The organism is Streptacidiphilus monticola, assembly GCF_042658505.1.
GTDB classification, from domain to species: Bacteria; Actinomycetota; Actinomycetes; order Streptomycetales; family Streptomycetaceae; genus Streptacidiphilus; species Streptacidiphilus monticola.
This window is the reverse complement of sequence record NZ_JBHSQJ010000015.1, coordinates 17,234-38,268: the sequence shown is the minus strand read 5'-3', so window position 1 is coordinate 38,268 and position 21,035 is coordinate 17,234. Positions and strand designations below refer to the sequence as shown.

Annotated in this window: 19 protein-coding genes, 1 tRNA gene and 1 other RNA gene; 17 read left to right on the top strand and 4 right to left on the bottom strand. The window is 72.6% G+C overall.

Annotated features, from left to right (window positions below; translation table 11 throughout):
* Positions 1–246: LPXTG cell wall anchor domain-containing protein (locus tag ACFP3V_RS05515; protein WP_380580327.1), on the top strand; the 246-nt coding region annotated here is incomplete at its 5' end.
* An 80-nt stretch (positions 247–326) separates the two neighbouring features.
* Here the strand turns inward: ACFP3V_RS05515 and ACFP3V_RS05510 are convergent.
* Positions 327–521: a hypothetical protein gene (locus tag ACFP3V_RS05510; RefSeq protein WP_380580325.1), complete on the bottom strand. Its 195-nt coding sequence runs from the start codon at positions 519–521 to the stop codon at positions 327–329.
* A gap of 347 nt (positions 522–868) precedes the next feature.
* On the opposite strand from ACFP3V_RS05510, the gene ftsE reads away from it, so the two are divergent.
* From ftsE to ssrA, 5 genes are all read left to right on the top strand, one after another.
* A complete protein-coding gene (ftsE, locus tag ACFP3V_RS05505; RefSeq protein WP_380580323.1) occupies positions 869–1,558 on the top strand; it encodes a cell division ATP-binding protein FtsE in 690 nt (229 codons plus the stop codon).
* Positions 1,559–1,582: 24 nt separating this feature from the next.
* Positions 1,583–2,500: a permease-like cell division protein FtsX gene (ftsX, locus tag ACFP3V_RS05500; protein WP_380580321.1), complete on the top strand. Its 918-nt coding sequence runs from the start codon at positions 1,583–1,585 to the stop codon at positions 2,498–2,500.
* Between the two features lie 109 nt (positions 2,501–2,609).
* Positions 2,610–3,692 carry a S41 family peptidase gene (locus ACFP3V_RS05495; RefSeq protein WP_380580319.1) on the top strand — a complete coding sequence of 361 codons (1,083 nt, stop codon included), beginning with the start codon at positions 2,610–2,612 and terminating at the stop codon, positions 3,690–3,692.
* A 45-nt stretch (positions 3,693–3,737) separates the two neighbouring features.
* The gene (gene smpB, locus ACFP3V_RS05490) at positions 3,738–4,235 is read left to right on the top strand and encodes an SsrA-binding protein SmpB (RefSeq protein ID WP_380580317.1); all 498 of its coding nucleotides are present in this window, start codon (positions 3,738–3,740) and stop codon (positions 4,233–4,235) included.
* 120 nt (positions 4,236–4,355) lie between these two features.
* Positions 4,356–4,724: a transfer-messenger RNA gene (gene ssrA, locus ACFP3V_RS05485) on the top strand.
* A gap of 33 nt (positions 4,725–4,757) precedes the next feature.
* Here ssrA and ACFP3V_RS05480 read toward each other — a convergent pair.
* Positions 4,758–5,285, bottom strand: coding sequence for a flavoprotein (locus ACFP3V_RS05480; RefSeq protein ID WP_380580315.1), 528 nt, complete (start codon positions 5,283–5,285; stop codon positions 4,758–4,760).
* 37 nt (positions 5,286–5,322) lie between these two features.
* Here ACFP3V_RS05480 and ACFP3V_RS05475 point away from each other — a divergent pair, with 37 nt between their 5' ends.
* The 4 genes from ACFP3V_RS05475 to ACFP3V_RS05460 all read left to right on the top strand — a co-directional run bounded on the left by ACFP3V_RS05475 (position 5,323) and on the right by ACFP3V_RS05460 (position 11,551).
* The gene (locus tag ACFP3V_RS05475) at positions 5,323–6,453 is read left to right on the top strand and encodes a winged helix DNA-binding domain-containing protein (protein WP_380580313.1); all 1,131 of its coding nucleotides are present in this window, start codon (positions 5,323–5,325) and stop codon (positions 6,451–6,453) included.
* Between the two features lie 192 nt (positions 6,454–6,645).
* The gene (locus ACFP3V_RS05470) at positions 6,646–8,949 is read left to right on the top strand and encodes a HelD family protein (RefSeq protein WP_380580311.1); all 2,304 of its coding nucleotides are present in this window, start codon (positions 6,646–6,648) and stop codon (positions 8,947–8,949) included.
* Between the two features lie 481 nt (positions 8,950–9,430).
* Positions 9,431–10,879, top strand: a complete 1,449-nt coding sequence (locus ACFP3V_RS05465) for an NAD-dependent malic enzyme (protein ID WP_380580309.1) — start codon at positions 9,431–9,433, stop codon at positions 10,877–10,879.
* A 390-nt stretch (positions 10,880–11,269) separates the two neighbouring features.
* Positions 11,270–11,551 carry an HU family DNA-binding protein gene (locus tag ACFP3V_RS05460; RefSeq protein WP_380580307.1) on the top strand — a complete coding sequence of 94 codons (282 nt, stop codon included), beginning with the start codon at positions 11,270–11,272 and terminating at the stop codon, positions 11,549–11,551.
* A gap of 80 nt (positions 11,552–11,631) precedes the next feature.
* Here the strand turns inward: ACFP3V_RS05460 and murA are convergent, their stop codons facing one another.
* Complete coding sequence (murA, locus tag ACFP3V_RS05455) at positions 11,632–12,951, bottom strand: UDP-N-acetylglucosamine 1-carboxyvinyltransferase (protein WP_380580305.1); 1,320 nt, start codon at positions 12,949–12,951, stop codon at positions 11,632–11,634.
* 210 nt (positions 12,952–13,161) lie between these two features.
* Here murA and ACFP3V_RS05450 point away from each other — a divergent pair, with 210 nt between their 5' ends.
* From ACFP3V_RS05450 to ACFP3V_RS05420, 7 genes are all read left to right on the top strand, one after another.
* Positions 13,162–13,740, top strand: a complete 579-nt coding sequence (locus ACFP3V_RS05450; RefSeq protein WP_380580303.1) for a YqgE/AlgH family protein — start codon at positions 13,162–13,164, stop codon at positions 13,738–13,740.
* 172 nt (positions 13,741–13,912) lie between these two features.
* Positions 13,913–14,194 (top strand): DUF3039 domain-containing protein, encoded by a 282-nt coding sequence (locus ACFP3V_RS05445; protein ID WP_380580301.1) that lies wholly within the window; start codon positions 13,913–13,915, stop codon positions 14,192–14,194.
* 26 nt (positions 14,195–14,220) lie between these two features.
* Entirely contained in the window at positions 14,221–15,849 is a 1,629-nt protein-coding gene (locus tag ACFP3V_RS05440) for a beta-N-acetylhexosaminidase (RefSeq protein WP_380580299.1), read from the top strand.
* A gap of 133 nt (positions 15,850–15,982) precedes the next feature.
* On the top strand, positions 15,983–16,828 hold the full coding sequence (locus ACFP3V_RS05435; protein WP_380580329.1) for an FAD binding domain-containing protein: 846 nt from the start codon (positions 15,983–15,985) through the stop codon (positions 16,826–16,828).
* On the top strand, positions 16,825–17,667 hold the full coding sequence (locus ACFP3V_RS05430; protein ID WP_380580297.1) for a (2Fe-2S)-binding protein: 843 nt from the start codon (positions 16,825–16,827) through the stop codon (positions 17,665–17,667). Before ACFP3V_RS05435 ends, ACFP3V_RS05430 begins: the two co-directional genes overlap by 4 nt.
* On the top strand, positions 17,664–20,063 hold the full coding sequence (locus tag ACFP3V_RS05425; protein ID WP_380580295.1) for a xanthine dehydrogenase family protein molybdopterin-binding subunit: 2,400 nt from the start codon (positions 17,664–17,666) through the stop codon (positions 20,061–20,063). Before ACFP3V_RS05430 ends, ACFP3V_RS05425 begins: the two co-directional genes overlap by 4 nt.
* A 367-nt stretch (positions 20,064–20,430) precedes the next feature.
* On the top strand, positions 20,431–20,607 hold the full coding sequence (locus tag ACFP3V_RS05420; RefSeq protein ID WP_380580293.1) for a hypothetical protein: 177 nt from the start codon (positions 20,431–20,433) through the stop codon (positions 20,605–20,607).
* Positions 20,608–20,930: 323 nt separating this feature from the next.
* On the opposite strand, the gene ACFP3V_RS05415 is transcribed toward ACFP3V_RS05420, so the two are convergent.
* A tRNA-Cys gene (locus tag ACFP3V_RS05415) sits at positions 20,931–21,002 on the bottom strand.
* Positions 21,003–21,035 lie beyond the last annotated feature (33 nt).

The following is a 21,035-nucleotide window of genomic DNA, read 5'->3' as shown; positions in this document are numbered from 1 at the left end:
GCCGCTCCCAGCTCCCCGGGCGCGACCGCCAGCAGCAGCCAGAGCGGCCCGGCCACCGCGCCGGGGGACTCGGACGGCAGCGGCGCCTCCGCCGCACCCGTGTCGATCAAGCAGGCGCCGCCCTCGCAGCGGCTCGCGGAGACCGGCGCCGACAGCAGTACGCCGCTGCTGCTGGCGGGCGGCACCACCTTCGTGCTGGGCGGGGCGGTCTTCCGCTTCGGCCCGCGGGTGCGCCGCACGGCCTGACCGACCGGCTTACGGCATGACGAAGGGCCCTCCCGCCGAGCGGGAGGGCCCTTCGTCCTTCGTCCGTGCCGGTCCGCCTGTCAGGCGAACGCGTGGCGGGCGATCAGCGCGCAGGCGACGAGTGCCGCGAGCAGCGCGATCAGCGCCGTGGGGGACAGGGAGCCGAACAGCCCCTGCTGCTCCTGCAGCCGCTGCCGACTGGCCCGGCAGGTGGGGCAGCGCCCCTCTGCCACCGGGTTCGAGCAGTTGGCACACACCAGACGGTCGAGCGTCAATGCGATCTCCTCCTCCGGTAGTGCAACGAGTCCCCCTGGACAGAGGGTTCCCTCGCGTGTCCACCTCCACTGTGCCACGTTGCGGTGAATCCGGCCCGCCTGTGGTGGACGTTCTGGTGCGATACCGGCACGGTTTCCTTACATTCCTACGAACGGGTGGTGCTGGATGACCGTTTTGAAGGTGTTTGTCCGTGAACTCCCCCACCATTCCCGCCGGTGGCCTGCGCGCCGCCGCCGGATTCGCGTAGGGTCTCCGGGTCGAGAAGCCCGGGCGGGAAGCGCCCCCGGCGTCGTGCCTGGCCTTCTCGGAGCCCTGTCCCCCTAGACTGGCCGACCGTGATGCAGCCGTGATCCGATTCGACAACGTCTCCAAGACCTACCCGAGGCAGAACCGTCCCGCCCTGGACAACGTCTCGCTCGAGATCGAGAAGGGTGAGTTCGTCTTCCTGGTCGGATCCTCCGGCTCGGGAAAGTCCACGTTCCTGCGACTGATCCTGCGCGAGGAGCGGCCGAGCACCGGCGCGGTCCACGTGCTGGGCAAGGACCTGGCCAGGCTCTCCAACTGGAAGGTCCCGCACATGCGGCGCCAGCTCGGCACCGTGTTCCAGGACTTCCGCCTGCTGCCCAACAAGACGGTGGGCCAGAACGTCGCCTTCGCGCTGGAGGTGATCGGCAAGCCGCGCTCCACCATCAACAAGGTGGTGCCCGAGGTCCTCGAACTGGTCGGCCTGGCCGGCAAGCAGGACCGGATGCCGGGCGAGCTTTCCGGTGGTGAGCAGCAGCGTGTGGCCATCGCCCGCGCCTTCGTGAACCGCCCGATGCTGCTCATCGCCGACGAGCCCACCGGAAACCTGGACCCGCAGAACTCCGTGGGCATCATGAAGCTGCTGGACCGCATCAACCGCACCGGCACCACGGTGCTGATGGCCACGCACGACCAGGCCATCGTCGACCAGATGCGCAAGCGCGTGATCGAGCTGGACCAGGGTCACCTGGTCCGCGACCAGTCGCGCGGCGTCTACGGCTACCAGCACTGAGCCGGCACGGAGGACAGAGAGAACATGCGAGCCCAGTTCGTGATGTCGGAGATCGGCATCGGCCTCCGGCGCAATCTGACGATGACCGTCGCGGTGATCGTGAGTGTGGCCCTGTCCCTGGCCCTGGCCGGCGCGGCGATCCTGCTGCGCACCCAGGTCGACCAGATGCGCGGCTACTGGAGCAGCAAGGTCGAGGTCTCCATCTACCTGTGCAACAAGCCCGACTCGAAGAACCCCGAGTACAAGGGCTGCGCCGGCGGGCCGGTGACGGACGCTCAGAAGGCGCAGATCCAGGCGCAGTTGATGAAGACCGGCGAGGTCGAGAAGATCTACACCGAGACCCAGCAGCAGGCCTACGACAACTTCAAGTCGCAGCAGCCGAACAACCCGCTGATCCCGATGATCTCGCCGAGCAACATGAACGACAGCTTCCGGGTCAAGCTGAAGAACCCGCAGCACTACGCGATCATCACCAGCCTGGTGTCGGACACCCCCGGCGTGAAGCAGGTGGTGGACGAGAACGAGGTGCTCAAGCCGCTGTTCAAGCTGCTGAACGGCGCGCAGTTCACGGCCATCATCATCATGGTGATCATGTTGGGCGTCACCCTGCTGCTGATCGTCAACACGGTCCGCGTCTCGGCCTTCAGCCGGAAGCGTGAGACCGGGATCATGCGACTGGTCGGCGCCTCCAACTACTACGTGCAGATGCCGTTCATCGCCGAGGCCGCGTTCGCGGCCACCGTCGGCGCGGTGCTGGCGTCGGGCATGCTGATGGTCGGCAAGTACCTGCTGATCGACCAGTTCCTGGCCAAGCAGATCACGCTGTTCAATTTCATCGGCTGGGGGCCGGTGTTCAAGGTGATGCCGCTGCTCCTGGTCATCGGTATCGCGATGTCCTCCGCTGCCGCCTTCCTGACGCTGCGGAAGTACCTGAAGGTCTGATCCGCGCATCGTCGGACGATACGGAGAAGCCCCGGACGCCTACTGCGTCCGGGGCTTTTCGCCGACTGCGTACCCGTGCGCCCCCTTCGTCGCTCTAGACTCAACGACCGTGCCCGGTACGACTCGTGTGATCCGCAGACACCTGGCCCTCGGCCTGGTGTTCGGTGTGGTGTGCCTGGTCGGCGTGGGAACCGGCGCCTGGGGCGGCTCCGAGACGGCGCCCCGCTCCGGCTCCGCGGACGCGGCGCCCCGCTCCGGTGACCGTTGGGCGGTGACCTACACCCGCGAGCAGTTCGCGGGCTTCACCGAGGAGTTGAGCGGCCACTACGTGGGCGTCGGCCTGTGGGTGGTGCGTCGGCCCTCCGGCGAGGTGGACATCAGCCGAGTGCTGTCCGGCGGTCCGGCCGCCAGGGCCGGGGTCGCGATCGGCGACCGGCTGCTGCGCATCGGCGCCGCCCCCGTGGACGGCCTGCCTGTGACCGAGGTCGTCGCCCTGCTCCGGGACGGCGGCAGCGGCTCGACGGTGCGGCTGACGGTCCGTCACGGGCTCCGGCAGCGCGAGGTGCTGCTGCGCCGCACCGTGCTGGACGCGGACGACGTGACCGTGGACAAGCTCCCCGGCGGGGTCACCTGGATCTCGCTGGACGCCTTCACCGAGGGCGTCGGCAAGCGCGTCGCCGCCGCCGTACGAGGGGCGCGCTCCGGTACGGGCGTCCTGCTCGACCTGCGCGGCAACTCGGGCGGCCTGGTGGACGAGGCGGTGGCCACCGCCTCGGTCTTCCTCGACGGCGGTCCGGTGGCCAGGTACCGGCCCCAGGGCGGCGGCAGCGCCCAGGTGATCGCGGCGGCCCGGGGCGGCGACACCACGACGCCGTTGGTGGTGCTGGTGGACGGCGGCACCATGAGCGCGGCCGAGCTGGTCACCGGTGCGCTGCAGGACCGCGGGCGGGCCGTCGTTGTCGGCTCGCCCACCTTCGGCAAGGGCGCGGTCCAGCAGCCCGCAGCCCAGCCCGACGGCCGGATCCTGGAGCACACCGTCGGCACCTACCTCACCCCGGAAGGGCGCGACCCCTCCGCGAACGGCCTCGCCCCCGACGTCCTCGTCCCCTCCTCGGCGGGCGCCGAGGCCGCGACCACCACCGCGCTGAACGTGCTCGACGACCTCGCCGGGGACGACGGGCCCGCCCGCTAACTTCCGTGCCGAACGGCCCGGCCTGGTGCGACAATGGCCCGCATCATGGCCACGAAGAACGCGAAGAAAAAAGACGACCCGCGCAACAAGCTCATCGCCTCGAACAAGAAGGCGCGGCACGACTACAACATCATCGACGAGTACGAGTGCGGCATGGTCCTCATGGGCACCGAGGTGAAGTCGCTGCGGGCCGGCCGGGCCTCCCTGGTCGACGGCTTCGCCGACGTCACCAACGGCGAGGTCTGGCTGCACAACGTGCACATCATGGAGTACGCCCAGGGCACCTGGACGAACCACGCCGCCCGGCGCAAGCGCAAGCTGCTGCTGCACAAGTACGAGATCGCCAAGCTGGAGCAGAAGCTCAAGGAGACGGGCTACACGCTGGTCCCGCTGTCCATCTACTTCAAGGACGGCCGCGCCAAGCTCAACCTGGCCCTCGCCCAGGGCAAGAAGCTGCACGACAAGCGCCAGACGCTGCGGGAGAAGCAGGACCGCCGGGAGACCGAGCGCGCGCTGTCCGCCGTGCGCCGCCGCCAGGGTTAACTCAGTGGACCTTGGAGGTATGCACGCCGTACCATGGGCATGTCCCGACCGGCTCCCCAGGCCGTGAGGGATGACATCCGGTCCGCCGGTTGTCTTGACAACTGAACAGCACCACCACATGGGGGTGATCGGTTTCGACTGGGGATGTCGAAGCAGGGGAAGCGAGCCGAGAAACGCGGCAATGATCTCGTAAACCACGTGCCGCAAACAATAATCGCCAACTCCAAGCGCGATTCCTTCGCCCTCGCCGCCTGAGCGAGCTTCGAAGGTGTCAGACCGGGCGCGTCCCCGTCCCGGATCCTGGCATAAGCAAGGGGACTCCACCGTCCGCCCCGGTCACGGGGGCGTACGGAACAACCAACAGTGACTGAGCCCGTCGGCAGCTTGTCCGCGTGACTGCCGGGGCTGAGAAAAGCACAGCGGACTGCGCTCGGAGAAGCCCTGATTCCGCACCACAGGACGCGGGTTCGATTCCCGCCACCTCCACCACCGACCCCATGTGTCCCCGCGAGCCGCCCGTCGTCAGACGAGGCGGCTCGCGGCGTTCTGCAGGGCCTCCGCCCAGGGGAAGTCCAACTCCTCGCCCTCGGCGGGCTGCCCGGGGAGGATCTGCGCCCCGGCCGCGGTCAGCGCCTCCAGGCTGCGGGCGTGCGCCGGGTGGGCGGCGAGACCGGCGTTCAGGCAGGGCTGGGCGACCGTGGGTATGCCCCGGCCCAGCGCCTCGCAGGCGTAGCCGAGCACGAAGGAGTCGGTCAGACCGAGCGCCCAGCGGTTCAGCGTGTTGAAGGTGGCCGGTGCGAGCAGGACCACGTCGGCGGCCGGCCAGACGTCCGGCTCGCCGGGGAGCTTGTAGGACGTGCGCACGGGGTGGCCCGTGAGCGCCTCGAGACCCGGCAGGTACGGGGCGAGCCAGCCGGCCGCGGTCGGCGTGAGCCCGAGGCAGACGGACCAGCCGGCCGCTTGCGCCTGCTCGACCGCCACGGCGATGTTGAGCACGGGCGGCGCGGCGGAGCCGAGCAGGTAGAGCACAGGGGCACGATCGCTGATCACGGTGTACAGACAAGCGAAAACGGTGGTGATCACGCAAGTGGGCACGAGTACGGACAAGCTGACGGAGCGTGACCTCAACCGGGCGCTGCTGGCCCGCCAGGGCCTGCTCGCCCGGCGGCGCACCGGCGTCGAGGAGGCGGTCGCGGGGCTGGTCGGCTTGCAGGCGCAGGTGCCCGGCGCACCCTGGACGGCGCTCTGGAGCAGGATCGACGGCTTCGACCCGGAGGCCGCCTCCGAGCTGCTGGAGTCCCGGCGGTTGGTCCGGATGTCGACCCTGCGCGGCACGATCCACCTGCACGGCGCCGAGGACGCGCTCACGCTGCGTCGCTGGTGCCAGCCGGTCAACGACCGCGGCCGGTACGGCACGGCGGTCTACCGCAAGGAGCTGACCGGCGTCACCCCTGAGGCACTGGAGGCGGCCGCCCGCGAGGTGCTGCACCTGGAGGGTCCGCTGACCAACGCCCGGCTGGGCGCGGCGCTGGCGGAGCGCTTCCCCGGCAACGCGCCCGCGACGCTGGCCTGGGCGGTGCGGGACCGCCTGCCGCTCGTCCAGGTCCCGCCCCGGGGCCTGTGGCGGCGCAGCGGCGCGACCCGGTCCACCACGGCGGAGGAGTGGCTAGGCCGGGGCCTGCCGGAGTCGGTCGACGTGCCCGGGCTGATCCGCCGCTACCTGGCCGCCTTCGGCCCCGCGAGCGTGATGGACGCCCAGGCCTGGTGCGGACTGACCCGGCTCGGGGAGGTCTTCGAACGGCTCCGCCCCGAGCTGAGGGTCTTTCAGGACGCGGGCAGCGGGCGCGAGTTGTTCGACCTGCCGGATGCCCCTCGACCGGATCCCGACACGCCGGCACCGGTGCGGTTCCTGCCGGACTACGACAACGTCCTGCTGGCGCACAAGGACCGGGCCCGGGTCCTGGACCCGGCGTCGTGGGCGGCGCTGGCGGCCCGGGGGAACGGCCTGCGACCGTTCGTGCTGGTCGACGGCCGCCTGGCCGGGGGCTGGTCGTGGGAGCGGGAGAAGGACGGCGCAGTCGTCCTGACGGTGGAGCTGTTCCGGTCCACGGATCCCCAGCCTGTGGAAACCGAGGCGGCGGCCCTCCTGTCCTTCCTGGCCCCGGACGCCGAAGAACGGCGAGTGCGCCTTCAGGGGCGCGACGAACTGCGCGAGTGACCCACCACCCGGGGAGGTCCGGCCTCCAGTCAGGGGCGGACCTCGTGGGTGGTGGGCTGGCCGCGCCCCTCCGGCGGAGCAGCGGATCGGCAACAGCCTCGCAGCCCTGAGGGGCCCTACGGGCGCCGGAGGTGGGCGTTGGCGTAAGATCTTCCGTTCTGCGAATACTGTTCCGCCGCTGACAGGGAGCCCATGCCCGCGCCGAGATCCACCCAGGCCGCCGACACTGACGAATCGATTCGCGAGCGCGAGATCGGCATCGAGCAGGCGCATCTCGACCAGGTCTACGCCCGCCTGAACGAGAAGCTCGCCGAGGCGGAGTTCCTGCTCGACGAGGCCTCGCAGAAGTGGCAGGCCGGCACCCCGGGCGCCTACGCCGAGCGGGACGCGCAGGTGTCCGCCGCCGGGCGGCACCTCATCCGGCTGACCAACGAGTACGAGGACTTCCTGTTCGGCCGTATCGACCTCCAGGCGCCCGACGCGCCCGAGGAGGACGGCATTCCCTCGCAGACCCCGCTGGACCCGGACGACCCGACCATCGCCGAGACGCTCTACATCGGCCGCCTCGGCGTCCTCGACGCCGAGTACGGGCCGCTCGTCATCGACTGGCGCGCGCCCGCGGCCGCGCCGTTCTACCGGGCCACCCCGGTCCAGCCGGGGCGGGTGCTGCGCCGCCGGGTGATCCGCTCACGGCGGCGCCGGGTGCTGGGCGTCGAGGACGACCTGCTCCGCCCGGACCTGGAGCCTACCCTGGACGGCGAGCCCGTCGCCGTCGTCGGCGACGGGGCGCTGATGGCCACCCTGGGCCGGGCCCGCAGCCACACCATGCGGGACATCGTCTCCTCCATCCAGCACGAGCAGGACGTGGTCATCCGCGCCCAGGCGGCCGGGGCCACCCTGGTCACCGGCGGCCCGGGTACCGGCAAGACCGCCGTCGCCCTGCACCGCGCCGCCTACCTGCTGTACCACGACCGCCGCAAGTACGCGGGCGGCATCCTGGTCGTCAGCCCCACGCCGCTGCTCGTCTCGTACACCGAGGGCGTCCTGCCGTCCCTGGGCGAGGAGGGGCAGGTCGCCATCCGCGCCATCGGCAACCTGGTCGAGGGCGTCGAGGCCGAGCGCTACGACAGCCCCGAAGTGGTCCGGATCAAGGGCTCGGCCCGCATGGTCGCGCTGCTGCGCCGCGCGGCCCGGGCCGCGCTGGACCGCCGGGACACCCCGACCGAACTGCGGGTCAGTGCGATGGGCGAGGTGCTGACGCTGGATCAGCACGCCCTGCGTGAGCTGCGCCGCACCGCGCTGAACGGCACCACCCCGCTCAACCTGCTCAAGCCCCGGGCCCGAAGGCTGCTGTTGGACGCCCTCTGGTCCCGGCTGCTGCGGGGCCGCCCCGCCCCCGTCGACCGCTACGAGCGCGAGGAACTGCAGCGGCAGCGCGAGAGCTTCGACGAGTACCTCTCCGACGACGACCGCTTCCTCTCCTTCCTGGACGCCTGGTGGCCGTTGCTGACGCCGCGTCAGGTGCTGGGCACGCTGCGGGACCCGCGGCGGCTGTCCCGCCAGGCGCGCGGCGCGCTGTCCGGTCAGGAGGTCCGGCTGCTGGCCGACTCCTGGCAGCACCTCGGTCCCCGTGGCGAGGGCGCCCTCAGCGCCCACGACGCCGCCCTGCTGGACGAGTTGCAGACGCTGCTCGGCGAGCCGCCGCGCGCGCGGTCGCGCGAGGTGGACCCGGCCGAACTCCTCACCGGCCTGGACGAGGTGACGACCTACGGGGACCGCATCCGCCGCGACCAGGAGGCCCGCGAGGCGGCCCGCCGGGAGCGCAGCGACTACGCCCACGTGATCGTGGACGAGGCGCAGGACCTGACGCCCATGCAGTGGCGGATGGTCGGCCGCCGCGCCCGCAACGCCACCTGGACGATCGTGGGCGACCCCGCGCAGAGCTCCTGGATCGACCCGGCCGAGGCGGCGGCGGCGATGGACGAGACGCTGGGGGGCAAGCCCCGGCGGAGGTTCACGCTGACCACCAACTACCGCAACCCGGCGGAGATCGCCGAGGTCGCCGCTCGGGTGCTGGCCCAGGCCGCGCCGGGGACGGAGGCCCCGAAGGCCGTGCGGGCCACGGGAGTTGTGCCCCGCTTCACCGCTGTCGCGGCGGAGGAGCGGATGGGCGCGGCGGCCCGCGCGGAGGTCGAGCGGCTGCTGGCCGAGGTCGACGGCACGGTCGGGATCGTGGTCCCGATGGACCGGCGGGACGAGGCCGCGCGGTGGATCGCCGGCCTGGGCGACCGTGCGGTGGCCCTCGGCAGCCTCGAGGCCAAGGGCCTCGAGTACGACGCCACGGTGGTCGCCGACCCCTCGGGCATCGCGGGCGAGTCGGAGGCGGGCCTGCGTGTGCTGTACGTCGCGCTGACGCGCGCGACCCAGCGCCTCACGGTCCTCTCGGGCCCGCTGGACCTCCCCGACTCGGCGGGAGTCCCAGCGCTGCTCCAGTAGTTGCAGCCCGCCACGGGCGCGAGGATCCCCATCCTTCCGGCGGGCGGCACCAGCGCGACCAGCGCACCACCCGGGGAGTCCGTCCGTTGATCGGGGACGGACTCCCCGGGTGGTGGGCTGGTCTGGCCCGTGCGGCGGAGCCGCACATGTCCACAGCCTCGCGCCCCTGAAGAGGCGAAGGCCCCGGTTCAACTACCTGAACCGGGGCCTTCGCTGATGCTTCGTCAGAAGGTACGGCACCGACCCGCCATGCTCGCCTCGCGGCAAGTGGTCGCTCGTAGCGACGAAGGTTGGGCCCGGGGGCTTGGATCGAGCCGGTGCCGTACAGCCAGAGTAACGCACGCCCCCCGGGAAGCATTCCCGCACCGGCAATCTCACGGCACTATCCACGACGCGGAACAATATTTTCAGGTACCAGCGAGTAGGTGCGACGATCGTCCCGAAGCCCGCAGCCTGCCTGAAGCCGGAAGAAGGAACGTCGATGGCGACCGTGCCCAGTGTGTCCAACTCCATCACCGTGCGTCTGGAGGTGCCCGCGCGCGGCAACGCGGTCAGCCAGATCACCACGCTCGTGGAGTCCTCCGGCGGTTCGGTCACCGGTCTCGACGTCACCGCCTCCGGGCTGGAGGCCCTGCGGATCGACGTGACCATCGCGACCGCCTCGGTCGCGCACGCCGAGGAGATCGTCGAGAAGCTGCGCACCATCGAGGGCGTCAGCATCGGCAAGGTCTCCGACCGTACCTTCCTGCTGCACCTGGGCGGCAAGATCGAGATGTCGTCCAAGCTGCCGATCCGCAACCGCGACGACCTGTCCATGATCTACACCCCGGGCGTGGCCCGGGTCTGCATGGCGATCGCGGAGAACCCCGACGACGCCCGCCGTCTCACCATCAAGCGCAACAGCGTCGCCGTCGTCACCGACGGCTCCGCGGTGCTCGGTCTCGGCAACATCGGCCCGAAGGCCGCGCTGCCGGTCATGGAGGGCAAGGCGGCCCTCTTCAAGCGCTTCGCGGGCATCGACGCGTGGCCGATCTGCCTGGACACCCAGGACACCGACGCCATCGTCGAGATCGTCAAGGCCATCGCCCCGGGCTTCGCCGGGATCAACCTTGAGGACATCTCCGCCCCGCGCTGCTTCGAGATCGAGGCGCGGCTGCGCGAGGCCCTGGACATCCCGGTGTTCCACGACGACCAGCACGGCACCGCCATCGTCGTGCTGGCCGCGCTGACCAACGCGCTGCAGGTGGTCGGCAAGGACATCGCGGACGTCCGGGTGGTGATGTCGGGCGCCGGCGCGGCCGGCACCGCGATCCTGAAGCTGCTGCTGGCCGCCGGGGTCGAGCACGCCACCGTGGCCGACGTGCGCGGCGTGGTCCACCTGGGCCGCGACGACCTCGACGACTCGCTGCGCTGGATCGCCGAGAACACCAACCGCAGCAACCGCACCGGCTCGCTCAAGGACGCCGTGCGCGGCGCCGACGTCTTCATCGGCGTCTCCGCGCCGAACGTGCTGAACGGCGAGGACATCGCCGCGATGGCCGAGGGCGCGATCGTCTTCGCGCTGGCCAACCCGGATCCGGAGGTGGACCCGGCGGTGGCCCGGCAGACCGCCGCGGTGGTGGCCACCGGCCGTTCCGACTTCCCGAACCAGATCAACAACGTGCTGGTCTTCCCCGGCGTCTTCCGCGGCCTGCTGGACGCGCAGAGCCGGACCGTCAACACCGAGATGATGCTGGCCGCCGCCCGGGCCCTGGCGGCCACGGTGGGCCCGGAGGAGCTGAACGCCAACTACATCATCCCGAGCGTCTTCCACGCTGACGTGGCGAAGACCGTCGCCGCCGCCGTGCGCGAGGCCGCCCAGGCCGCCGGGGAGGCTCAGGTCACCCCCGGCGTCACCGAGACCGGCAGCTTCCCGGCGATCAGGAACTGACGTCCCGCCGGACACCGGGTGAAACACCGTCAGGCCCGCGTTTGGGCCTGTCGGTGCCAGGGCGTACGGTATCCCTGCACCGGCGCGTCGCGTCCGACAGATACGGAACGTCCGCCTAAAGTGTCCGCAGGAGTCTGGGCGAGCTGTCACCGGAGAACCACGGTGGCTCTGTTCGTGTGACCCCTGCGGGTGCCGGATTCGCTTTCCCGGCAGCAATGGGGGCAGGATTCATCCCCGAGCAGGAGCTTTGCACGACCTGCACGGGTCGCCACCGCTGTCGGGTGGCGCGCTTCGGCAGTCACGGCCGCGGTTCTGTTTGGGGCAAGCAGGGGACCGCCGACCGGGGCGCCGGGGAACGCAACGCAACGCAACAGACCACATGGAGTACACATGAACCGCAGTGAGCTGGTGGCCGCGCTGTCCGAGCGCGCTGAGGTGACCCGCAAGGACGCCGACGCCGTCCTGGCCGCGTTCGCCGAGGTCGTCGGCGATGTCGTCGCCAAGGGCGACGAGAAGGTCACCATCCCCGGCTTCCTGACCTTCGAGCGCACCCACCGTGCGGCTCGTACCGCCCGCAACCCGCAGACCGGCGACCCGATCCAGATCCCGGCCGGTTTCAGCGTCAAGGTCTCCGCGGGCTCCAAGCTGAAGGAGGCCGCCAAGGGCAAGTGAGCCCGAGGCAGGCATACGGCAACGGCCGGTCACCNGTCACCCTTCGGGGTGACCGGCCGTTGCCGTATGCGCCGGGACGCCTACGGCGTCTCGATGTGGGCGCCGAGGGCGGTGAGCTTCTGCATGAAGTTCTCGTAGCCCCGGTTGATCAGGTCGATGCCGTGGACGCGCGAGGTGCCCTGCGCGGCCAGGGCGGCGATCAGGTAGGAGAAGCCACCGCGCAGGTCGGGGATGACCAGCTCCGCGCCCTGCAGCTTCGAGGGGCCGGAGACCACCGCGGAGTGCAGGAAGTTCCGCCGGCCGAAGCGGCACGGCGTGCCGCCCAGGCACTCGCGGTAGAGCTGGATGTGCGCGCCCATCTGGTTCAGCGCCGAGGTGAAGCCCAGCCGGGACTCGTACACGGTCTCGTGCACGATGGACAGCCCGGCCGCCTGGGTGAGCGCGACGACCAGCGGCTGCTGCCAGTCGGTCTGGAAGCCCGGGTGCACGTCCGTCTCCAGGGCGATGGCCTTGAGCTCGCCGCCGGGGTGCCAGAAGCGGATGCCCTCGTCGTCCACCTCGAAGGCGCCGCCGACCTTCCGGAAGGTGTTCAGGAAGGTCATCATCTCCAGCTGGCGCGCGCCGCGGACGTAGATGTCGCCCGCGGTGGCGAGCGCCGCACAAGCCCAGGAGGCCGCCTCCAGGCGGTCCGGCAGGGCCCGGTGGGTGTAGCCGCCGAGGCGGTCCACGCCGGTGATCAGGATGGTCCGGTCGGTGCCCATCGAGATGATCGCGCCCATCTTTTGCAGCACGCAGATGAGGTCCACGATCTCCGGCTCGATGGCCGCGTTGCGCAGCTCGGTCACGCCCTCGGCGAGCACGGCCGTCAGCAGCACCTGCTCGGTGGCGCCGACGGACGGGTACGGCAGCTCGATCTTGCAGCCGCGCAGCCGCTGGGCCGCCTCCAGGTAGAGGCCCTCCGGGCGCTTGTCGACGGTCGCGCCGAACTGGCGCAGCACGTCGAAGTGGAAGTCCACCGGCCGGCCGCCGATGTCGCAGCCGCCGAGACCGGGGATGAACGCGTGGCCGAGGCGGTGCAGCAGCGGGCCGCAGAAGAGGATCGGGATGCGCGAGCTGCCCGCGTGCGCGTCGATGTCCGCGACGTTCGCGGCCTCGACGTGCGAGGGGTCGAGGACCAGCTCGCCCTCCTCCTCGCCCGCCTGCACGAGGACGCCGTGCAGCTGCAGCAGTCCGCGGACCACCTTGACGTCGCGGATGTCCGGCACATTGCGCAGGCGGCTCGGCTCCTGGCCCAGCAGAGCGGCCACCATGGCCTTGGGCACGAGGTTCTTCGCGCCGCGGACACGGATCTCGCCCTCGAGCGGGTTGCCGCCGTGGACGATCAGGACGTCGTCGGTCATGTTCTCGCGATCCTGGAGAAGGTGAGGAAGCGTGGGCAGGGGGTTGCCACCCTGAGAGATGGTAATGGCCGTGCCGGTGGTTCCCGTCTGTCGAGGGATCGTGAACTCCCAGGCGGGGTAGGCCTTCGACGCGCGCGGCTGTGGGCAAGGTCTCAGAGTGGTCCACAGGTGGCGCGTTTCGATTGCCCCGGGAGGAAGGGGAGCGGGATCATGTCGGACATGACCGAGGCCGTCTCGCTCACCGGGCGACTGCTGGTGGCCACGCCCGCGCTGACGGATCCGAATTTCGACCGCGCGGTCGTCCTGCTGCTCGACCATGACGAGGAGGGCAGCCTCGGGGTCGTGCTCAACCGGCCGACGCCGGTCACGGTGGGCTCGGTGCTGGAGCCGTGGGCCGCGCTGGCCGGCGAGCCGCCGGTGGTGTTCCAGGGCGGCCCGGTGGGGCTGGACTCGGCGCTGGCCCTAGCGGTCGTCCCCGGGGAGCAGCCCGAGGAGGAACTGCTCGGCTGGCGCCGGGTGCACGGGGCGATCGGCCTGGTCGATCTGGAGGCCCCGCCCGAACTGCTGGCGGCGGAGCTGGGTTCGCTGCGCGTGTTCGCGGGGTACGCGGGCTGGTCGCCCGGGCAGCTGGAGGACGAGCTGCTGGAGGGGGCGTGGTACGTGGTCGACTCCGAGCCCGGGGATGTCTTCGCGCCCGAGCCCGAGCGCCTGTGGCGCTCGGTCCTGCGCCGCCAGCGCGGTGCGCTGGCGCTGGTCGCGACCTACCCTGACGACCCGTCACTGAACTGAGCACCAGGGGCCGCCCCTGGGGCCGAAGGCCCCGTGGGGTGCGGGGAACTGCGCGAGCAACCCCACCACCCGCGGAGGTGCGTCCCGCACCTGGGGCCGGACCTCCCCGGCTGGTGGGCCGGTCGCCCAGTTCCTCGCGCCCCTCACGGGGCCGTGCCTAGACTGGGGCGGCATGAGCACCCTTGAGCCTGAGCAGCCGGTTGGTGGCACGAGCACGCTGGTGGAGCCGGTCCCGCAGACCTCGCACGGGGACGGCGACCACGAGCGCTTCGCGCACTACGCCGACAAGAACAAGATCATGGAGAGCGCCCTCTCCGGCACCCCCGTCGTCGCGCTCTGCGGCAAGGTCTGGGTGCCCAGCCGCGACCCGAAGAAGTACCCGGTCTGTCCCATGTGCAAGGAGATCTGGGAGGGCCTGGACGGCGGCCCGAAGAAGGGCGACGGAGACAAGTGAGCTGAGGCCGGGGCAGCATACGGCCCATGCATCTGCCGCATGCGCTGGTTCCCGCCCCCGCCTCCGTTCAGCAGGCCACCGCTGAAGGCGTGTTCACGCTGGGGCCGGGGACCGGGCTCGGCTCGGGCCCCGGTGCCGGGAGCGCCGAGCGGTGGCTTCGTTCCGCCCTGGGGGCCGCCACCGGCTACGACCTGCCGCCCGGCCGGCCCGGCATCGACCTCGCCGTCGACGCCGCCCTGCCCGCCGAGGGCTACCGGCTGACGGTGGATCCGGACGGCGTCCGCATCGTCGGCGGGGACGCGGCCGGGGTGTTCTGGGGCGCCCAGACGCTGCGCCAACTGCTCGGGCCCGAGGCGTTCCGGCGGGCGCCGGTCAAGCGGGGCGGGTGGGCGCTGCCCGCCGTCGCGATCGCCGACGCGCCGCGCTTCGGCTGGCGCGGCGTGCTGCTCGACGTGGCCCGGCACTTCCTGCCCAAGGCCGACGTGCTCCGCTACCTCGACCTGCTCGCCGCGCACAAACTCAACGTCCTGCACCTGCATCTGACGGACGATCAGGGCTGGCGCGTCGAGGTCCGGCGCTACCCGGAGCTGACCAGGGCAGGCGCCTGGCGCGAGAGGTCCATGGTGGGCTACCGCACCGCCCAACGGCGGGACGACACCCCGCACGGCGGCTACTACACCCAGGACGACCTGCGCGAGATCGTCGCCTACGCCGCCGAGCGGCACATCACCATCGTCCCCGAGATCGACGTCCCGGGCCACTCGCAGGCCGCCATCGCCGCCTACCCGGAGCTGGGCAACCACGACGTCGTCGACACCGCAGCGCTGCGGACCTGGACGGACTGGGGCGTCAACCCGAACGTCCTCAACGTGGAGGACGGAACGCTCCGCTTCTTCGAGAACGTGCTCGAAGAGGTGCTGGATGTCTTCCCCTCGACCTTCGTCCACCTCGGCGGGGACGAGTGCCCCAAGGAGCAGTGGCGCGCCAGCCCTTCCGCGCAGGCGCGGATCAAGGAGCTCGGACTCGCGGACGAGGACGCGCTGCAGAGCTGGTTCATCCGCCACTTCGACGCCTGGCTCGCAGCCCGGGGCCGTCGCCTGATCGGGTGGGACGAGATCCTGGAGGGCGGGCTGGCCGAGGGGGCGGCCGTGTCGTCCTGGCGCGGGTACGCCGGCGGAATCGCCGCCGCCCGCGCCGGACATGACGTGGTGATGTGTCCCGAGCAGCAGGTCTACCTCGACCACCGGCAGGCACCCGGGGCGGACGAGCCCGTGCCGATCGGCTGGGTGCGCTCGCTCGAGGACGTCTACCGCTTCGAGCCGGTGCCCCCGACGCTGCATCAGGAACCGGAGGCGGCGGCGCATGTGATCGGGACTCAGGCGAACCTGTGGACCGAGTTCACGGCCGACGCCCGCGAGGTCGACTACCGGGCCTTCCCCCGGCTCGCCGCCTTCGCGGAGGTGGCCTGGTCCCCGTTGCCCGACGAGCCCGCCGAGCGGGACTTCGCCGGCTTCGAGCGGCGGATGCGCGCCGCCCACTACGCGCGCCTCGACGCGCTCGGCGTCGAGTACCGGCCCGAGTCCGGGCCGCGGCCCTGGCAGCGGCGGCCCGGTGTCCCCGGCAATCCCAGGGACGGGGTGCCCCCGCGGGTGTGAGGCTGTGCCAGAGTGTCCCCAGCGGCGGTGCGAGGATGGGTGCGCGGGAGGGGCGTTTGCACGTACCGTACGGCCATGAGGGTGGCGGCGTGAGCAGCCCGAGCACGGTGGGACACGAGTGAACCAGACGATCATGCTCCCGGCATCGCTGGAGGAGGCGGTCGAGGCGCTGGCCGAGGCGCCGGGCGCGGTCCCGGTCGCGGGCGGCACCGACCTGATGGGGGCGGTCAACGCCGGCCTGCTGCGTCCGGTGGCGCTGCTGGGCCTGGGCCGGATCGCGGAACTGCGCGGCTGGCAGTACCAGGACGGGGCGGCCCTGCTGGGCGCGGGCCTGACCCACGCGCGGATGGCCCGTCCCGACTTCGCCGCGCTGATCCCCGGCCTGGCCGAGGCGGCCGCCACCGTCGGCCCGCCGCAGGTGCGCAACGTCGGCACGCTGGGCGGTAACGTCGTCTCCGCCCACCCCGCGGGAGACACCCTGCCGGTGCTCGCCGCGCTGGAGGCGACGCTCACGCTGATCGGCCCGGAAGGCGTCCGGGAGGTGCCGGTCAGTCATCTGCTCACCGGCATCGACCCCTTGCGCGAGGGCGAACTGCTGGCCTTCGTCCGGGTTCCGCTGCTGCACGCGCCGCAGGTCTACCTCAAGGCCACCGGGCGGACCGGGCCGGGCCGGGCCACCGCGTCGGTGTCCGTCGTCCTCGACCCGGCCCGGCGCAGCGTCCGCTGCGCGGTCGGGGCCGTGGCTCCCGTGCCGCTGCGGCCACTTGAGGCCGAGGCCTGGGTGGCCGGCTGCATCGACTGGGACGGCGACCGCACCATCGAGCCCGCCGCCGCTGCCGCCTTCGGCGACTACGTCGCCTCCGCCTGCGTCCCCGAGCCGCCCGAGGGCATGGACGGGGGGCCGGGCGCCGCGGTGCTCCGGCTGCGGCGTACGGTGTCGGTGCTGGCCCGCCGCGCACTCGGGAGGGCGCTGAAGTGACGGACTACCTGACCGGTGACCCCCTGGCGAGCCAGGGCTTCACCCTCGACGACTCGCCGCGCGCGTCGTACACCCTGCGCGTCAACGGCCTGGACCGGCCGGTCGTGGACGCCTGGATCGGCGAGAGCCTGCTCTACGTGCTGCGCGAGCGCCTCGGTCTCGCCGGCGCCAAGTCCGGCTGCGACCAAGGGGAGTGCGGCGCCTGCTCGGTGCAGGTCGACGGCCAGCTGACCGCCGCCTGCCTGGTGCCCGCCGCGCTCGCCGCGGGTGTGGAGATCCGCACCGTCGAGGGCCTGGCCGAGGACGGGACGCCGTCCGACGTGCAGCGGGCGCTGGCCGAGACCGGTGCGGTGCAGTGCGGCTTCTGCGTCCCCGGGCTCGCCATGGCCGTGCACGACCTGCTCCAGCGCAACCACGAGCCCACCGAGTTGGAGGCCCGGCAGGCGCTGTGCGGCAACCTCTGCCGCTGCACCGGCTACGCGGGGGCGCTCGCGGCCGTGCGCAAGGTGGCCGCCGCTCGCGCCGAGACCACGGCGGAGGAGCCCGCCACCGCACCGGCCCAGGAGCCCGGCACGACGGAGCTGGGCGAGACGGAGCTCGACGCCGCCGGGCTGCTCGACCTGACGGGCCCTCAGGACGGTGAACTGCCCGTCTATGTGGACCCGCTGACCGAGACCACCGCCGACGTCCCGGCCCAGCACGGCCCGTACGACGCCGGCTACGACTACGACGCCTACGCCTACCAGCCCGCCAACGGCGGGTACGGACCGGACGACCCGAACAGCACCACCGGTACCTTCACGCTGCCGACCCAGCACCGCCCGGAGGCCGGGGCATGAGCGAACCCGCCAAGACCCCCTCCTCGCCGGAGGAGACGCTGACCAACCTGGTCATCGTGGCGGAAGGCGCCCCCGGCAGCGCCACCGGCGCCGCCGTCGCCGCCGTGCCGGTGCAGGCCGCCGCGCCCCGGCGCGGGCTGGGCAGTTCGCCGGTGCGGGAGGACGCGCCCGCGAAGACCATGGGCGTCTTCCCCTACGCCGCCGACCTGTGGGCCGAGGGCCTGCTCTGGGGCGCGGTCGCCCGCTCGCCCTTCCCGCACGCGCGGATCCGCTCCATCGACACCCGGGCGGCGCTGGCGCTCCCCGGCGTCTACGCCGTGGTCACCGCGGAGGACCTGCCGCCCGGACCTGACGGCGTGTCGGACGGCGCGCCCACCGGCCCCGTCGTCCACGACCGCCCGGTGCTGGCCACCGGCGTGGTCCGGCACCACGGCGAGCCGTTCGCGGCCGTCGCCGCCGACCACCCGGACACCGCCCGGCTGGCCGCCGCCGCGATCGTCGTGGACTGGGAGCTGCTGGAGCCGCTGACCGATCCCGAGCAGTCCTTCCACGCCCCTCCGCTGCACCCCGACGGCAACCTCTTCCGGCACCAGCCGGTCCGCTTCGGCGACCCGGACGTGGTCGGCGAGGTCGTCGTCGAGGGCCTGTACCGGGTCGGCCGCCAGGACCCCGCGCCGCTCGCCGCCGAGGCCGGCCTCGCCGTGCCGCGCCCGGACGGCGGCGTGGAACTGCACGTCGCGTCCACCGACCCGCACGGCGACCGCGACCGGATCGCCGGCTGCCTGGGCCTGGAGCCGGACCGGGTCCGCCTGGTCGTCAGCGGCGTCCCCGGCGCCACGACGGACCGGGACGACCTCGGCTTCCAGGCGGTGCTCGCGCTGCTCGCGCTGCGCACCGGGCACCCGGTGAAGATGGCGCTGACCCGCGAGGAGTCCTTCCTCACCCACCCGCACCGGCATCCGGCGCTGCTGCGCTACCGCCACCACGCGGACGCCGAGGGCCGGTTGGTGAAGGTCGAGGCCCAACTGCTGCTGGACGGCGGCGCGTACGCGGACGTGAGCAGCGAGGCGCTGGCGCAGGCGGCGGCCCTCGCGGCGGGGCCGTACGTGGTCCCGCACGTCTTCGTGGACGCCTGGGCGGTGCGCACCAACAACCCGCCCGCCGGCCGGATGCGCGGCGAGGGCGCGGTGCAGGCGGCATTCGCCTACGAGTCGCAGATGGACAGGCTGGCCGCCGCGCTCGAACTGGACCCGCTGGAGATCCGCCGCCGCAACGTGATGGCGACCGGCGACCTGCTGCCCACCGGACAGGCCGTCACCTGCCCCGCTCCGGTACGGGAGTTGCTGGACGCGGTGGCCGCGGAGCCGCTGCCGCCTTTGCCGGTGGATCAGCCGGACGCGGAGTGGCTGCTGCCCGAGGGCCCCGGCGGCGCGGGCGATCCGGGCGCGGTGCGACGGGGCATCGGCTACGCGGTGGGCCTGGTCCACATGCTCGGCATCGAGGGCACCGACGAGGTGGCCACCGCCTCCGTGCGGGTCACCGGCTCGCAGGCGTCCGTCATCTGCCCGGCGGTGGACCCGGGTTCCGGCTTCCAGACGCTGGCCAAGCAGATCGTCCAGGAGGTGCTCGGCGTCGAGGACGTCTACATCGCCGCCGTCGACACCGACCAGCCGGGCACCGGCCCCGCCGCGCGCGGCCGCCAGACCTGGGTCGCGGGTGGAGCGGTCGAGCGGGCGGCGCTGATGGTCCGTCACCAGCTGCTCCAGCCGCTGGCCGCGAAGTTCGCGATGTCCCCGGAGCTGCTCAGCATCAAGGACGGCCGCATCACCTCGTACGACGGGGTGTTGGGCATGCCGGTGCTGGAGGCCCTGGAGGGCAAGGACCTGTGGGCCACGGCCCAGTGCCGCCCCCACCCGACCGAGCCGCTGGACGCCGAGACCGGCCAGGGTGACGCCTTCGTCTCGCTGGCCTTCTGCGCGATGCGGGCCGTGGTGGACGTCGACATCGAGCTGGGCACGGTGCGGGTGGTGGACGTGACGGTGGCCCAGGACGTGGGCCGCGCGCTGAACCCGGCGCAGATCGCCGCCCGGATCGAGGCCGGGGTGACCCAGGGCCTGGGCATGGCCCTGATGGAGGACCTGCCGGTCGAGGGCGGGTACGTGGGCGGTACGTCCTTCGCGGCCTACCGGCTGCCCACCTCGCTGGACGCACCGGCCGTGCGGATCGCGCTGCTCGCGGAGGAGCGGGACGTCGTCGCGCCCTTCGGCGCGAAGGCCGTGGGCGCGGCCCCGGCGGTCGTCGCCCCCGCGGCGATCGCCGCGGCGGTCCGCGCCGCGACGGGCGCGGACATCTCCCGCCTGCCGATCCCCGCCGACGACGTCGCCCCTCTGCACTGAGACCGGCCCGCCAGGGGCGCGAGCACCGGCCCACCACCCGGGAGGTGGCTGGCCCACCACTCGGGAGGCGGCCCACCTGCGGGAGGGATTCCCCGCGGGTGGCCGCGGTGCTGCGTGGTGCCTGAGCGGAGCGGCAGCGGGCGGGCGGGAGGCTCCCCGTGCCTGTGGCCGTTGCGGCCCACCTGCGGGAGGGATCTCCCGCGGGTGGCCGCGGTGCTGCGCGGTGCGTGAGCGGAGCGGCAGCGGGCGGGGAGGCTCCCCGTGCCTGTGGCCGTCGCGGCCCACCTGCGGGAGGGATTCCCCGCGGGTGGCCGCGGTGCTGCGTGGTGCCTGAGCGGAGCGGTAGCGGGCGGGCGGGAGGCTCCCCGTGCCTGTGGCCGTCGCGCCGCGGCGGTTCCTGTCCGGCGGGTCCTCCGCGCCCAGCTCGTTCCTCGCCGGAGGGGAGCGGCTGCCGCGACTCCGCGGCCGCCCGGTCCGCGAGCGCCGCGTGGGCGGGGCGCCGACGCGGGTGCGGAAGGTGGAGACGCCGACCGGCTCACGCTGATCCTCCGTCACATCCCGGACGGATTCCGCGCGATGGAGGCACCCCGGCCCAGCCGGGCAGGGTGCGGTGCTGGCGGGGCCGGCCGCCTCCGGCGCACCGCCGCCCCCGGCGCAGGCCGGAGGAGTCCGGGTCTCCCGCACCTGCGGCAGTCACCGTCGGGCGGCCCCAGGCCCATGCGCCGCGCCCGGGCAGCCGCTTCGCGTGACCGGGCCGCGGCGGAAGCCGCCGCCCGGGGCGGGGCGCGCGGCCGCTTCGGGGTTCCGCGTTCGGGCACCCCATGACTCCGGCGGGAACCGCTGCGCGGCCCCCGCCGGAGTGAACAGAGCCCACGACCGGATTCGAACCGGTGTAAACCGCTTTGCAGGCGATCCCCTGAACCACTCGGGCACGCGGGCGGGCTTTGCTGAAGAACAGTCAGCCAGGCCCGC